12 protein-coding genes are annotated in these 13,250 nt (G+C 62.1%); 3 read left to right on the top strand and 9 right to left on the bottom strand.

The features are described 5' to 3' along the window. Nucleotides 1–221 precede the first annotated feature (221 nt). The 3 genes from MJD61_14525 to MJD61_14515 all read left to right on the top strand — a co-directional run bounded on the left by MJD61_14525 (nt 222) and on the right by MJD61_14515 (nt 4,163). Nucleotides 222–644 (top strand): GFA family protein, encoded by a 423-nt coding sequence (locus MJD61_14525; GenBank protein MCG8556486.1) that lies wholly within the window; start codon nt 222–224, stop codon nt 642–644. Nucleotides 645–833: 189 nt separating this feature from the next. Next, nucleotides 834–2,150: a hypothetical protein gene (locus tag MJD61_14520; GenBank protein ID MCG8556485.1), complete on the top strand. Its 1,317-nt coding sequence runs from the start codon at nt 834–836 to the stop codon at nt 2,148–2,150. A gap of 1,272 nt (nt 2,151–3,422) precedes the next feature. After that, nucleotides 3,423–4,163 carry a glutamine amidotransferase gene (locus tag MJD61_14515; GenBank protein MCG8556484.1) on the top strand — a complete coding sequence of 247 codons (741 nt, stop codon included), beginning with the start codon at nt 3,423–3,425 and terminating at the stop codon, nt 4,161–4,163. A gap of 249 nt (nt 4,164–4,412) precedes the next feature. On the opposite strand, the gene MJD61_14510 is transcribed toward MJD61_14515, so the two are convergent. The 9 genes from MJD61_14510 to MJD61_14470 all read right to left on the bottom strand — a co-directional run bounded on the left by MJD61_14510 (nt 4,413) and on the right by MJD61_14470 (nt 13,221). Further along, nucleotides 4,413–5,543 carry an EAL domain-containing response regulator gene (locus tag MJD61_14510; protein ID MCG8556483.1) on the bottom strand — a complete coding sequence of 377 codons (1,131 nt, stop codon included), beginning with the start codon at nt 5,541–5,543 and terminating at the stop codon, nt 4,413–4,415. 48 nt (nt 5,544–5,591) lie between these two features. Next, nucleotides 5,592–7,577, bottom strand: a complete 1,986-nt coding sequence (locus MJD61_14505) for a response regulator (protein ID MCG8556482.1) — start codon at nt 7,575–7,577, stop codon at nt 5,592–5,594. A gap of 63 nt (nt 7,578–7,640) precedes the next feature. Further along, on the bottom strand, nt 7,641–8,081 hold the full coding sequence (locus tag MJD61_14500) for a response regulator (GenBank protein MCG8556481.1): 441 nt from the start codon (nt 8,079–8,081) through the stop codon (nt 7,641–7,643). Further along, a complete protein-coding gene (locus tag MJD61_14495; protein MCG8556480.1) occupies nt 8,081–9,166 on the bottom strand; it encodes an ATP-binding protein in 1,086 nt (361 codons plus the stop codon). The genes MJD61_14500 and MJD61_14495 overlap by 1 nt, the downstream gene beginning before the upstream one ends. Nucleotides 9,167–9,175: 9 nt before the next feature. Then, the gene (locus MJD61_14490; GenBank protein ID MCG8556479.1) at nt 9,176–9,799 is read right to left on the bottom strand and encodes a chemotaxis protein CheX; all 624 of its coding nucleotides are present in this window, start codon (nt 9,797–9,799) and stop codon (nt 9,176–9,178) included. Continuing rightward, the gene (locus tag MJD61_14485) at nt 9,799–10,176 is read right to left on the bottom strand and encodes a response regulator (GenBank protein MCG8556478.1); all 378 of its coding nucleotides are present in this window, start codon (nt 10,174–10,176) and stop codon (nt 9,799–9,801) included. The genes MJD61_14490 and MJD61_14485 overlap by 1 nt, the downstream gene beginning before the upstream one ends. Continuing rightward, nucleotides 10,176–11,021 carry a protein-glutamate O-methyltransferase CheR gene (locus MJD61_14480; protein ID MCG8556477.1) on the bottom strand — a complete coding sequence of 282 codons (846 nt, stop codon included), beginning with the start codon at nt 11,019–11,021 and terminating at the stop codon, nt 10,176–10,178. Before MJD61_14480 ends, MJD61_14485 begins: the two co-directional genes overlap by 1 nt. Beyond that, nucleotides 11,012–12,148 carry a chemotaxis response regulator protein-glutamate methylesterase gene (locus MJD61_14475; protein MCG8556476.1) on the bottom strand — a complete coding sequence of 379 codons (1,137 nt, stop codon included), beginning with the start codon at nt 12,146–12,148 and terminating at the stop codon, nt 11,012–11,014. The genes MJD61_14480 and MJD61_14475 overlap by 10 nt, the downstream gene beginning before the upstream one ends. Continuing rightward, nucleotides 12,148–13,221 carry a methyl-accepting chemotaxis protein gene (locus tag MJD61_14470; protein ID MCG8556475.1) on the bottom strand — a complete coding sequence of 358 codons (1,074 nt, stop codon included), beginning with the start codon at nt 13,219–13,221 and terminating at the stop codon, nt 12,148–12,150. The genes MJD61_14475 and MJD61_14470 overlap by 1 nt, the downstream gene beginning before the upstream one ends. Nucleotides 13,222–13,250: the final 29 nt, after the last annotated feature.

Genomic DNA, 13,250 nt, shown 5'->3' with positions numbered 1-13,250 from the left:
TCTCAATGGCGGCGGAAGGCCATTCACAAGACGTCTCAGGAGAAGTGGCGATAACCGCAAGCGATCTCGTGGCAGTGGGAATCCTTCCTACGGTTCTGGCGCCGCTGCGGGAGAGTTCACCTGGCATTCGTCTGCGAATCGCTATCGCGGGCTGAGCCGCTTTTGGCTACGCCCAGTCGATGCGACTTGCTAGTCTCTGCCGGCAACGGAGGACCATGCATATGGAGCGCAAGGGAAGATGCTTGTGCGGGGCGGTCAGCTACACGGCCAAGGGACTCGGGCCGGAGCTCGGAGTCTGTCACTGCGGCATGTGCCGGCGCTGGAGCGGTGGCCCCTTATTCGCCACCTCGACGAAAGACCTGGTATGGGAGGGCGAGGATACGATCGCAACCTACCAGTCCTCTGAATGGGCCGAGCGCGGCTTCTGCTCGGCATGTGGATCGGCGCTGTTCTACCGGGTCACGGCTCCCGGTCCCTACCACGGGGATACTCATCTTGCCTTCGGCACGCTCGACAACCAAAGCGGCTTCGATCTCGTCCGCGAGCTGTTCATCGACCGAAAACCCGGGGCCTACGCCCTGACGGGCGAGCGCCAAAAACTGACCGAGGCCGAAGTCTTCGCCATGTTCGGTGGCGAAGGCTGAGCCTCTTGCACGCAGCGTTTTTTGTCCCTTGACTCTCGCCCGAATCGTGCAAGTACACGCCGGGCACGGCATCGTTTGCTCCGAGCCAGGCCCGGGCGCTAAGGGCCCGCGGAAGAATAACTCGTGTGTTTCGGTGAGGACTGGGCGCCGCTGGATGCGGCAAAGCGTCCTGCTCTAGGAGGTACGCGTATGGCGCAAAATGTGATCAGGCTGGCACTCGCGCTGGGGGTGAGCGCTGGAGCATGTACGCTTGGCGAACACGCGAACATCGCTGATAACTGGGGCTTCCAGGCACAGACGGCAGCACTTGCCGCCCCCGGCACGAGCAAGGATGCGGACAAGGATACGAACATCGGTGCAGTGCCGAGCGCCTCGTTGGCGACTAGCTCGATCTGCCGCAAGGGCACGCATCGCGCAGGGGCTGCGAAATACGCCATCTGCATGCCGAGCGGCGCGTGGAACCGGCGGCTCGTGGTCTATGCGCATGGCTACACAGCCCCGAGCGACGTAACGCCACCGGCGTTGCCGCTCGCTGGACCTGACGGCGTGTCAATTCCCGATGGCTTCACAGCGCGAGGCTACGCCTTTGCCGCGTCCAGCTTCAGCGATGATGGCCTTGCTGTCCTCGAAGGGCTGGCGGACAGCACCGATCTGGTGAAGGTGTTCAGGCGTGAGCTCCGGCAGGATCCCGAAACCACCTATGTGGTGGGTGTGTCCGAAGGAGGGCTGATCGCAGCGCTTGCCATGGAAGAGCGCGACGACGAGGACGATCCTGCCGGCGTTGAGAACACCGTGTTCGACGGCGGTCTCGCGCTGTGCGGTCCGATCGGCAGCTTCAGGCGCCAGCTGGACTACTTCGGCGATGTGCGTGCGCTGTTCGACTACTTCTTTCCGCACGTGCTCCCCGGCGGCCCCGATCGCATGCCGGCTCAAGCGCTGCAACAATGGGATCCACGTTTGCTTGGCCCTGTACTCTTCAATGACTTCAACAGCACATGGCAGCTCTTGAAAGTCGCTGGCGTGCCCATCGACCCACGTTATCCAGTGTTTTCCGCCATTTCGGCTGTGGGCGGGGTGCTCTGGTACAACGTATTTGGAATCGAAGACGCAAAGCAGAAGCTCGGAGGCGCACCGTACGAGAACCTGGAACGTGTCTATTCGGGCTCCGCCAACGACTTTCTTCTGAACGCCGGGATAGTTCGCTACGAGTCGGACGCCGACGATCTCTCCCGATACGAAACCACCGGCCAGTTGAGCGGACCGCTGGTCACATTGCACAACACGTCCGACCCCATCGTCCCGGCCTGGCACGAGCAAGCCTACGGACTCAAGCATGCCGACGCGTGCGAAGAGCCTGGCGAGTGTGGAGTCCTTCTCCAGCGACATTCAACGACCTACGGGCACTGCCGCTTCTCGCAGCAGGAGGTCGCAGACGCGTTCGATTCGCTCGTGCTAGCGGTCGAGGGCAAGAGCCGTTCGCGCCCGCGGCATGCACATCGCCCGTGAACGCGAACGTATTGCTATCTGAGGACACTTGGGGACGACGGCTGTCGGTGATTAAACGGCCGGTCTTGGCTTGCGGCCCGTTGCGGCAGGGTCCAGATTGGGGGGCATGTCAATTACACCTCAACGTTGCATATGATATGTAGACGCATTGTTGCCATCAGCGCCTTCTTGGTATTGGGAGCGTGTAGCGATGGTACTACGAGCTCTCGACAAGCAACCGCGCCACCTGGACAGCTTTTGGTAGTCCTCAATGATGGGACACGGTTGGAGGCTGATCGGATTTCGATTGTAGTTACTTACCAAGGTGAAGGGAGACCTGCGGAAATAAAGGTAGTTGTGTCGGCGGAGAATCTGGAAAGAACTATTCAATGGAATGTCATTGTGGGTGTTCCAGAGGATTTTGTGAACACGAGAATGTTTGAAGCAAGTATTGTTAATGGGCCTATCAGGGCTGGATTGGCGGGTGTGAGGTTGGGGTATGCCCCAAGATGGGGATCGCCCGCTTCGGGGGTAGTTACGGGTACGCTTGATGGAGGGCGTTTGAGCGGTGAAGTAAGAGCGGAGCCAAAAGAATTTTCGGGAAGGTTTACGGGAGTGGTCCTGGTCAGGTGCAACGCTCCGGTGGATCAGTTGCCACCTGATCCACGGGCGCCTGTGATAACGCCGGTGGGCAGTGCCGGTGGAGTGCAGCCGAGCGTGGAGACGCGTGCGGACGAAAGAATGCAGTCGGTTTTTTGCATGCGGTTTGTTGGGCTCAAACAATGAAACTGGGGGGAGGGCGAGAGTCGCGGTTGGGACGGGCCTTGGCTCTGAGGGTCCGGCCCGCTTCCCGCACGGATCCCAGCGAGGGGCACTACCGTACTGGCTCCTACCTCGGGTGACGGCCGACCCGACCCGACCCGGGGCGGCGTCCGCCGGTGTGCTCCGGCACTTTCGCCGCAAGCGGTAGCTCTACCGCTATTGCCTGGCCGTCAGCGCGCAGCGACACCGAGTACGTTTGCACTGTGCGGTCCTGATTACGAGGTAGTCACACTACCCCGATCGCACGAAGCAGGACCGGGATGGTGGGTCCTAGGCCTACAGCGAGAGCGTAGCCCGCGCTCAGGGAGGAACCAAAGTGCATGTACGATCGATCGATCAAGCCCGCGCGGGGGGGGCCGGCCTTGTGCAATCCGGCTGTGCAGACCAATCCGCCAGATCCCACGCCGCCGCCCAACGACGAGATTATCGCGGCGTCCGGCCAACCGGCAGCTTTGGAGCTACAATTCAGGCATGGCGCGGCTGACCATCATCAAGACGGGGGCGCCGCCGGCGCGGGTGCGCGAGCGGAGGGGAGACTTCCACCATTGGTTTGCGGGCGCCGTGGGGATTGGCGAGAGCGATGTGACCGTCGTGGATGTGGCTCAAGGTGAGCCGCTACCCGAACCCATCTCGAGCCGCGGAGTGATCGTGACGGGGTCACCCGCGCTGCTCACGGATCGAAAAGCTTGGAGCGTGCGAACGGGGTTGTGGCTCGAGGAGGTCCTGGCCGCCGATATTGCGCTGCTGGGCGTCTGTTACGGACACCAATTGCTCGCCGACGTGCTGGGAGGCAAGGTGCGGGACAACCCCAACGGTCGGCAGATCGGAACCATCGACGTGCTGCTCACCGACCACGGCCGACGCTGCGCGTTGCTTGGTTGTTTGCCGGAGACCGCTCACGTACCGGCCAGCCACACCCAAGCCGTGACCGAGCTTCCCCGCGACGCTCAGCGCCTTGCTGTTAGCTCGCTCGACCCGAACCATGCCTTCGCCTACGGCACGCGCGCTTGGGGCGTGCAGTTTCATCCCGAGTTCGACGCCGACATCGTGCGTGGCTACATCAGCGCACGCGAGCGCGAGATCGAGGCCGAGGGCATCGACCCCGACGCGCTGCGGCGCGACGCACGCGATACGGATCACGGCAGGCGCCTGCTGGCGCGCTTCGGCCAACTGCTAGATGTCCTCGGCGGAAGTAATGGGCCGGATCGCTGAGGGCTGGGCGCCACCCGGCGTGCTCCCGCGACGAAGGACCTGCAGAGCACGTTCGGGGAGCCTGGAGGGCGTCGTGCGGGCTCAGAACCGGCGAAACGGTTTTTGACTCCCGCCGAGGGCATCCAGTTTCCGGATAGATGGCGGTCGGTTCAGTCTGCCGCACTGCGCGAATCGCCAGACGCGACAATCGGGGGTCCGAACCTGCCTTCCTGGGAAGGGCCTTCAAACAAGGCGCGCCGAGGGGGACGGTCAGCTCTGCGGCCCGCTCTGTTTGAGCTGCGGCCTGCCGTAAAGGTATCCTTGCACCAGATGAACACCGACCGCGGACACCGCGTCGGCTTCTGCCTCCGTTTCGATTCCTTCGGCGATGACCTGCGCACAAGTCGCCTCACCAAAGCGACACAGGAGCTCCACGAGGCTTCGTTTGTGCCGATCGCGATCCACGCCCCGGATGATGCTCATGTCGATCTTGATGAACTGCGGCTTGAGCGCCGCAAGAACCGACAGGGAGCTGTATCCGGCCCCAAGATCGTCGACAGCCAGCGAAAACCCCATTTCGCAGAGACGATTGGTCGACTCCTCCCAGGCTTCGACATTCATGACTTCGCTGCGCTCGGTGATTTCAAGCACTACCCGACCGGCCTGGGGCGCCAGTATCCCCAGGCGCGAGGTCAGGCCGTCCGGATCCCCAAGCTCCGTGGGGTGCAGGTTCACGAAGAGCTTCACGTTCGGGGGCAAGCGGCGCAGCCACTGCTCTGCGCGCTGCGCCACCGCCGCGCCCAACAGCCCCAGTTGCCCCTGGCGCTCCGAAGCCTGCAGAATCGAGCATGGACTGCTCAACGCTGGATGCCTGCTGCGCAGCAAGGCTTCGAACGCCACGATCCGACGTTCCGAAGCCGTCAGGATCGGCTGGAGCGCAAGCTGGAGCAAATCGTTGGCGAAGCAGTCCCTGAGCTGCAGCTCTTCCTTGGCATGGTCCTTGGACACGGCAGCGCTGTACTGCTCGGCTACGCGTTTTCTCATGTCGAAGGACGCCTGGACGGCGGCCCTCAGGTCATCGCCATCAAAGGGCTTGTGCAGGACCCGAGACACCTCGCCCCGGTTCACCGCGTCTAGTGTCGCTCCGACGTTCAGGTCCCCGGACACGAGGAGCCGAACGCAGTTCGGCTGAAGCTTCCGCAAGCGAGCAAGAACGTCCAGGCCGTTCGGAGGAGGTATGTCGTAATCCACCACCGCCACGTCGAACGACGAGCGCTGGGCGGCCTCGATTGCCGCGCCGCCTTCGGCCACGGCGGTGACGTCGTAGCCCTCGCGCAACAACGCTCGTTTCATGAGCGACCGCATGTCAGCAGCGTCATCGACGACAAGGACCCTCTTCATAACGACCTCGCTGGTGCCCCCGGGGGCAGAGTCACCTTGGCCCAACACCTAACCAGGCCCCGAACCCAACTTCGTTCTTGCCCGATCGAGCACCTCGCGTACGCTTGACAGCAGGCTGTGGGGCGAAAACGGCTTTTGTACATAGGCCGTTCCTTCCTCGAGTACTCCCTGCTGGACGATCGCGCCGTCGGTATAACCCGACATGTAGATGACCTGCATCTCCGGGTGCAAGCCAGCCAACCTGGTCACCAGGTCCTTGCCGCTGATCCCGGGCATTACCACGTCCGTCAGAAGCAGGTGAATCGGATCCTTGTACTGTTCTGCGACCAGGCAGGCATCACCGCCATGGATCGCGCCGAGCACGCGATAGCCCGCTCGTTCGAGGATACGCACCGCTGCCCTGCGAACCAGATCCTCGTCCTCCGCCACCAGGATGGTCTCCGTGCCCCCCATGACCGCGACTTGCTGCGAAACCCGCGGCCTGGTCGGTTCGTCATCAACGCGAGGCAGGTAGATCTTGAACGTCGTACCGCTGCCAAGCTCGCTATACACCCATATGTAGCCACCGCTCTGTTTGACGATCCCATAGACCGTGGATAAGCCAAGACCCGTCCCCGCGCCCCCCGGCTTTGTCGTGAAGAACGGTTCAAAGACGTGCCGCTGGGTCTCCGGATCGATTCCGGTGCCCGTGTCGGTCACCGCCAGCATTACGTAGCGGCCGGGTGGAACCCATACTCCCTTTGCAGCGCCGTAGACCTCATCGAGCTCGACATTCGCTGTCTCCACGGCGAGCTTGCCGCCCTCGGGCATGGCGTCCCTGGCGTTGACGGCAAGGTTCATCAGGATCTGTTCGATCTGGCTCTGATCGGCCTTCACCGACCCGAGCTTCTCCCCACACTTCGTTTTCAAGTCGACGTCTTCACCGATCAGCCGGCGCAACATCCGGTCCACATCGCCGAGTGTCTCGTTCAGATCCATGACCACCAGATCGCGCGGCTGGCGCCTGCTGAACGCAAGCAGCTGGTTCGTGAGCCTCGCTGCTCGGTCCGCCGCCTCGAGGATCATCGCCACGTCTTCGCGAGCTGGATCTCCGCCGCGGAACTCCTCCAGCAAGAAGCCAGCGTAGCTCTGGATGACCGTCAGCACGTTGTTGAAGTCGTGTGCCACGCCACCCGCAAGCCGCCCCACTGCCTCCATCCTTTGGGCAGCGCGCATCTGCTGTTCCATTTCCTCGCGCTTCCTCTCGGCTTCCTCTCGCTCGGTAACATTTTCGAAAATCACCCCAACCAGTCGCTCTCCCAGTGGAACCGCGCGAACGTCGAAGAGACCGTACGTACCTTCCTCGTCTTCGTGTCGAAGCTGCGGGAGCCTTTGCACCTTGCCCGTTTCGATGGCTCGCGCGTACACTTGTGGCGCGTCCGATGCCATCGTGTCCGGAAAGCTCTCCCTCAGCGTTCTGCCAACGACTCGCTCGTTGATACCACTGTCCTCGGCAGCCCTGTTCCGCCACAGAAAGCGAAACGAACCCAGGTCCGCCGGATCCTCCCACTGAAGCACCGTCACTCCCACCGGCAGGTAATCGGCCACGCGCTCGCGGATCTCGAGCTGCTCGGCCACCTCTTTCGCCCTCCTTTGAGCCTTCCTGCCCTCCCTCCGGCGCGCAGCCTCCGTTACCTCCCGTCGCACCGCCGGACCCAGCCGCTGCAGCTTGTCCTTGAGCAGGTAATCGTTCGCACCTGCCCTCATCGCTTCAACGGCCACGTCCTCCCCAATCGTACCGGAGACGATTATGAAAGGAATGTCCAGGCCTCTACGTTTTACGATCCGAAGCGCTGCCCGTCCATCGAAACGAGGCATCCTGTAGTCGGAGATCACCACGTCCCACGCCTGCTCCTCCAGCACCTCCTCCAGGTCCTCTCCTGTCTCCACGCGTCTCCATGCTACCTCGAAGCCATTCCGTCGGAGCTCGAACACGACAAGCGCGGCATCGTCCTCGGAGTCCTCCACCAGAAGTGCGCGAAGCCTGCTGCTCACCCTGGGTCGACCTCGGCCACCCCTGGCACATTCGCGTGCTTCAAACAAAGGAAAGGCATGACGTCAATGGCTCTTCCCTGCAGAAGTCTCGTTCAGCTTGAACCAATAGGACCCGATCTGCTGCACCGCATCCCTGAAGTCCGCCGATGCAACTGGTTTCTGAACATAGCTGTTTGCACCAAGCTGATAGCTTCGCTCTATGTCTCCTTCAATCGCTGAAGAGCTGAGTACCACGACGGGAAGTGTTCGCGTTCTGTCATCTGCCCGTACCCTTTCCAGCACTTCAAAACCTGTAATCTTGGGCAAACTCAGATCCAAAATTACAACCGCCGGAAGGAGCCTCTTACTTTCCCTATTTTCCGATTCAAACAGGTAGTCCAACGCTTCCGAACCATCGCGAGCAATGACCAGGCAGCTCACCATGCCCACCCGTTTCAAGGCACGCTGCGCCAACGTACTATCGTCCGCGTTGTCCTCCACTAGTAGAATCGTTTTATCGCGCATCAGCCTATCTCTCCCAGAGTAAAGTACATAGTAGCCCCTTTGTCGGTTTTGCCTTTCCCCCAGATCTTTCCACCATGGCGCCTGATTATCCGCTGTACTGTGGCCAGACCGATTCCGGTTCCCTCGAACTCCGATGCGGAGTGTAATCTCTGAAATACTTCGAAGAGTTTATTTGCGTGGTCCATGTCAAAACCAGCGCCATTATCTCGGACAAAATAGACTTTGTTTGCTCCCATGTTCTCCAGGCCGAACTCGATCCGAGCGGCCTCTCGCCTCCCGGTGAACTTCCAGGCATTTCCCACGAGATTCTCCAGAGCCACGCGCAAGAGGTGCTCGTCTCCTTGTGCTGTTACATTGGGCGCGACAACCAAGTCCACTTCTCGGGACGGTTCCGTCCGCCGCAAACTGTCGCCTATCGCCTCCACCAGCCTGCTCATATCGACCCCCCCGCGCTGCATGTCCATCGTCGTTACGCGAGATAGGTGAAGCAGATCGTCGATCAGCGTGCCCATCCTGCGAGCCGCAGCCCGCAAGCGCTCCAGGTACTGGCGGCCATCATCGCTCAGGACGGGCCCGCACTCTTCCTCGAGAGCCTCCCCGAAACCGTCGATGCTCCTTAGCGGAGCGCGGAGATCGTGGGACACCGAATACGTGAAAGCCTCCAGCTCGGCGTTTGCTTCCCTGGCGCTGCGAACCAGGCGCGTCAAATCCGAGACGTCCTGGACAGCAAATAGCGCGTAGTAGCCCTTCCCGTCCAGAGCGCGAACGGCCGTTACCGTTGTATGCTGGACGCGGTGTGCGCCGCCCGGAAGCGGACAGGGAAAGATGTGCTTGTGGATCTGGGAGGAGAAAATGGTCGGCGGACCGCCTGCGAAGATTTCTGTCAAGCGGCTCCGGAACCGGTTGCTCCCGAGATGCGGAAACAGCTCCGGAAGCGGTCTTCCGAGCACGTCCTTACGCGGGATTCTCGTCCAATCTTCGAGGCAACGATTCCAGAGCAGGATCCGAAGCTCCCGCTGCACCAGGCACATTCCCAGCGGCACATGGTCGAGAACGCCGAACTTCGAGTGCATCTCCTCGAGCATCGCCTGGTCTCAGTCCTCCGAGTCCCGCTCGATCATGGTCTCGATCGACGCCAGAAGCGCATCGAACGAGCCGACCTCGAAGAACAGCATGACGTCGCCGCTGATCTGCAGCTGCTCGATGGAAAACTGCGTGCGTGCCACGATAACCGTGGCGCTGGTGTCCGGCACGTTGCTCGTCAGAAGGTTCGTTACGGTGTCTTCGATGTAGCTCGGTACGGCGTAGTCGATGCGCTCTTCGAGTATGTTGCCGATCGAGCCCATCACGCCGTTCATGACGATGTTGCCGACCTCGGTCAGGGTGCCAACCCGAATCGAATCGAGGTCCGAGGGGTCCTCGTCCTGGGCCTCGTCCTCCGTTAGGACGCTGACCAGCTTCGAGGCGCTATCGGTTGGAAACGCCAGCGCCGACGTACCCGAAAACGCGCCCCGGAATCCCAGCTGGACCGCGGCCAGCTTGTCGTTGGCGGAGCTTCCCATCTCCTGCTGCAGCTCCCGCACCGTGAGCGTCTTGATAGACGGGACCCTGAGGTGAATCCGGGCCTCGAGCATTTCATTGAGGACACCCGCGGCCTTGGCCACACCGATGTTCATGAGCTCTGTCAGCGCGTCGAGCTGGTCGCGTGTAAGCTCCATTATGCGCCCGTTCCGCCCTGTTCCAGAACCGTGCGCAGCACGCGCTTGAGCTCATCGGGCTTGGGAGGTTTGGTGACGATCGCTCGGGCACCGAGATCCATGCACTGCTGGTGTACCTCTTCCTGGATATCTGCCGTGACCACCACGACGGGCACCTTGGAGCCGCGCTCCTGGAGCGCTGCGAGAACCTGCAGCCCGTCCATCTCCGGCATCAACAGGTCAAGCAGCACGCATGCTGGCGATTGCTTCGAAAGCAGCTCGAGTCCGTCCTTTCCGTTCGACGCTTCCGCCAAGACCTCATGGCCCGCTTGCTTGACGACTTTGGCAACCCGGCGGCGCTGAAAAGAGGAATCGTCGATAAGGAGAATCCGGGCCATTACGAGGCTCCTGGCTGTGCCGCGTGCGTGGACAACCGATAACAACACGCGGTCGAGGTATCGATAGGCTCCAGGGCATCGTCCACGCCAATGGTGGTCTCGCCCGCACCCAAGAACACGAATCCGTCGGGGCGCAGGATCCGTCGAAGCTTGCCAAAGATCTTCCTCTTCGTGGGCACATCGAAGTAGATCAGCACGTGGCGCATGAGCACGATATCCATCCGCGGCAGCATGGGCCACGTTTCGACGAGGTTGATGGTCCGGAACTCGATCATCCGGCGGACGTACTCGACGGCCTGCCAGTCGTCACCGTTCCTTTCAAAGTACTTGTCTCTCAGGTGGGCCGGCAGGCCTCGCTCGACCTCGGCCTTGCGGTAGACTCCTGCGACGGCTCGTGAGACCAGCGCCGGCGACATATCGCTGGCAAGGAGGCGAACAGACCAGTTTGCCAGGTCAGGCACGGCTTCGCACAGGGCCAGGGCCACGCTGTAGGGCTCCTGACCGCTCGAGCAGGCGCTGGACCACAGATTCAGCGAGCGCGCAGGGGCGCGTCTCTCCAGCATCTCGGGCAGAATCCGTTCGCGCAGCGCTTCGAAAGCAGACGCGTCGCGGAAGAAGGCGGTCTCGTGCGTGGCCAGGGCAAGCGCAACCTCGCTGTGGAGACTGCTGAAGCTCTTGGTCTTCAAATGGGCGACGAATTCCTTAATCGAACGATGACCTTCACGCCGCCAAAGCCGCGCGAGCCGCGACTCGATCAGGTACTCTTTGCCCGTTTCGATGGCTATTCCGGAGCAATCCCGAACCAGCTTTTGGATGTAGCTGAGCTCATCCTGGCCTAACGACATGCCTGCTGCCTCGCCTTGTCTCCGGCGGCAACCGCGCCTGCGCCCGTCGCACGGCTTGCCATCACCTCATGAGCGATCTCCGCGCTCAGCTCAGCGAGTGGAAGAATGCGATGCGCCAATCCAGCATTGGCTACGAAGCCAGGCATGCCCCATACCACCGAGGTCGTTGCGTCCTGCACGTAGACTCGTCCTCCAGCTTCGCGGATCCGCTCGCACCCGCGCAGCCCGTCCTGCCCAATTCCCGTCAGGAGCACGGCAAGGGCCCTGGCGCCGTAGACGTCGGCAACCGAGCGAAAGAGCACGTCGACCGCAGGCCGGCACGAGTTTTCTTCTGGACCCTTGTGGATCTGCAGCCTGACGGTCGAGCCCTGTCGAGCCACCATCATGTGGGCATCGCCGGGAGCGATCCAGACCTGGCCCGGCCGGAGCGCTGCGCCGGCGTACCCCTCGCGCACCGCTACCGAAGCTCCCGAGGAAAGGCTGGCTGCGAGAAGTCGGGTGAACAGGGGCGGCATGTGCTGAACGATCAGCGTCGGAACCGGAAAGTCGGCAGGCAGCGCGTCCAGCACGCTTTCGAGAGCCTTGGGCCCTCCCGTGGAAGCGCCGATCGCCAGCAGCCCGATCGGAGCGCCGGCATGTTCCCGCGCCCGATAGGGCACACCGGCGGGCTGGCTCTGGCGCGGGGCGACGTTCGGCGACCCCTCGAATCCCGCCGTCATGCTGCACAACGCCTTGATTTTGGGAATCAGCTGGTCGCGGACGCACTGGGCTGCGATTGCCGGGCTTTGTATGCGGGCGGGCTTGGGAACATAGTCGGCGGCGCCAAGGGACAGCGCCTTGAGAGTCGCTGCGGCTCCCCGCTCCGTGTGTGCGCTGAACATGATGACGGGCAGCTCAGGCTGCGCCTCGCTCAGAGCGGCCAGCGTCTGGAGCCCGTCCATGTCGGGCATCTCCATGTCCAGTATCACCAGGTCCGGCGCAGCGAGCGGCAGCTTGGAAAGCGCGATACGCCCGTTGGCGGCAACGGCAACGACCTCGATCTCGGGATCCTCCGACAGGATCTTCGAAACGCTGCGCCGGATCACCACCGCGTCGTCCACCACCAAGACTCGTATCGGACGGCTCATCAGAAGGTAAACCGCCCCACCACCTGCTGGAGCTCCGCGGCCATGCCGGCTACGGCCTCCGCGGCTCTTTGCGTGTCGTTGGCACCGGAAGCCGTGTCCTGCGCGCCCTTGGCGACACCCTGGATATTCTTCGAGATGTCCTCGCTGCCGCGCGCGGCCTCCGCCATGTTGCGACCGATTTCCTTGGTGGTCGCCGTCTGCTCTTCAACGCCGCTCGCAATGGTGTTCTGGATGTCGTTTACCTTGTTGATGATGCCGCCGATTTCGCCAATCGCCTGCACGGCTCCTTTCGTGTCTGTTTGAATCGCTTCGATCTTCCTGCTGATATCCTCGGTTGCCTTGGCCGTCTCCTTTGCCAGCTCTTTGACCTCGTTCGCGACCACGGCGAAGCCTTTGCCCGCTTCGCCCGCGCGTGCGGCCTCGATGGTGGCGTTCAGGGCGAGCAAATTGGTCTGCTGGGCGATGGAGGTAATGACCTTCACGACATTGCCGATTTCGGCGCTGCTTTCTCCCAGCTTCGTTACCGTGGCGTTCGTCGCCGTTGCCATCTCCACCGCCGTCGTTCCCACCTTGGCCGCCTCGACGGCGTTCTTCGAGATCTCGTTGATGGTGGCGTTCAGGTCATCTGCTCCGCTGGCTACCACCTGAACGTTCTTGGTCACCCGATCCGCCGTACCCGACACGAGATTGGCCTGCTTCGAGGTTTCCTCGGCGCTCGAGGTCATTGCCTTCGAGTTCCCTTGCTGCTGCTCGGCCGACCCCGCCAGCGTGGTCGCTACCTTGGCGATGCTCTTGACCTGCTCCGTAAGATTGGCCGCCATGAGATTGACGTTGTCGGTGAGCTCCTTCCAGGTGCCTGCCACACCCTCGACGACCGCCTGGGTCCCCAGCTTGCCGTCGATGCCGACTTCCCTTGCCAGCTTCGTGACCTGCCCCGCAAACGTGTTGAGATCGTCGACCATCTTGTTGATGGTGTTCTTGAGGTCCAGCACCTCGCCCTTCACGTCCACCGTGATCTTCTTGGACAGGTCGCCCTCCGCGACCGCAGTGGTCACCTCGGCGATGTTGCGCACCTGACCCGTCAGGTTGGACGCCATCTGGT

The sequence above is a fragment of the Pseudomonadota bacterium genome (genome assembly GCA_022361155.1).
Taxonomy (GTDB): domain Bacteria; phylum Myxococcota_A; class Polyangia; order Polyangiales; family JAKSBK01; genus JAKSBK01.
Note: the sequence above shows the minus strand (reverse complement) of the source record. Positions and strands in the feature narration are given on the sequence as shown.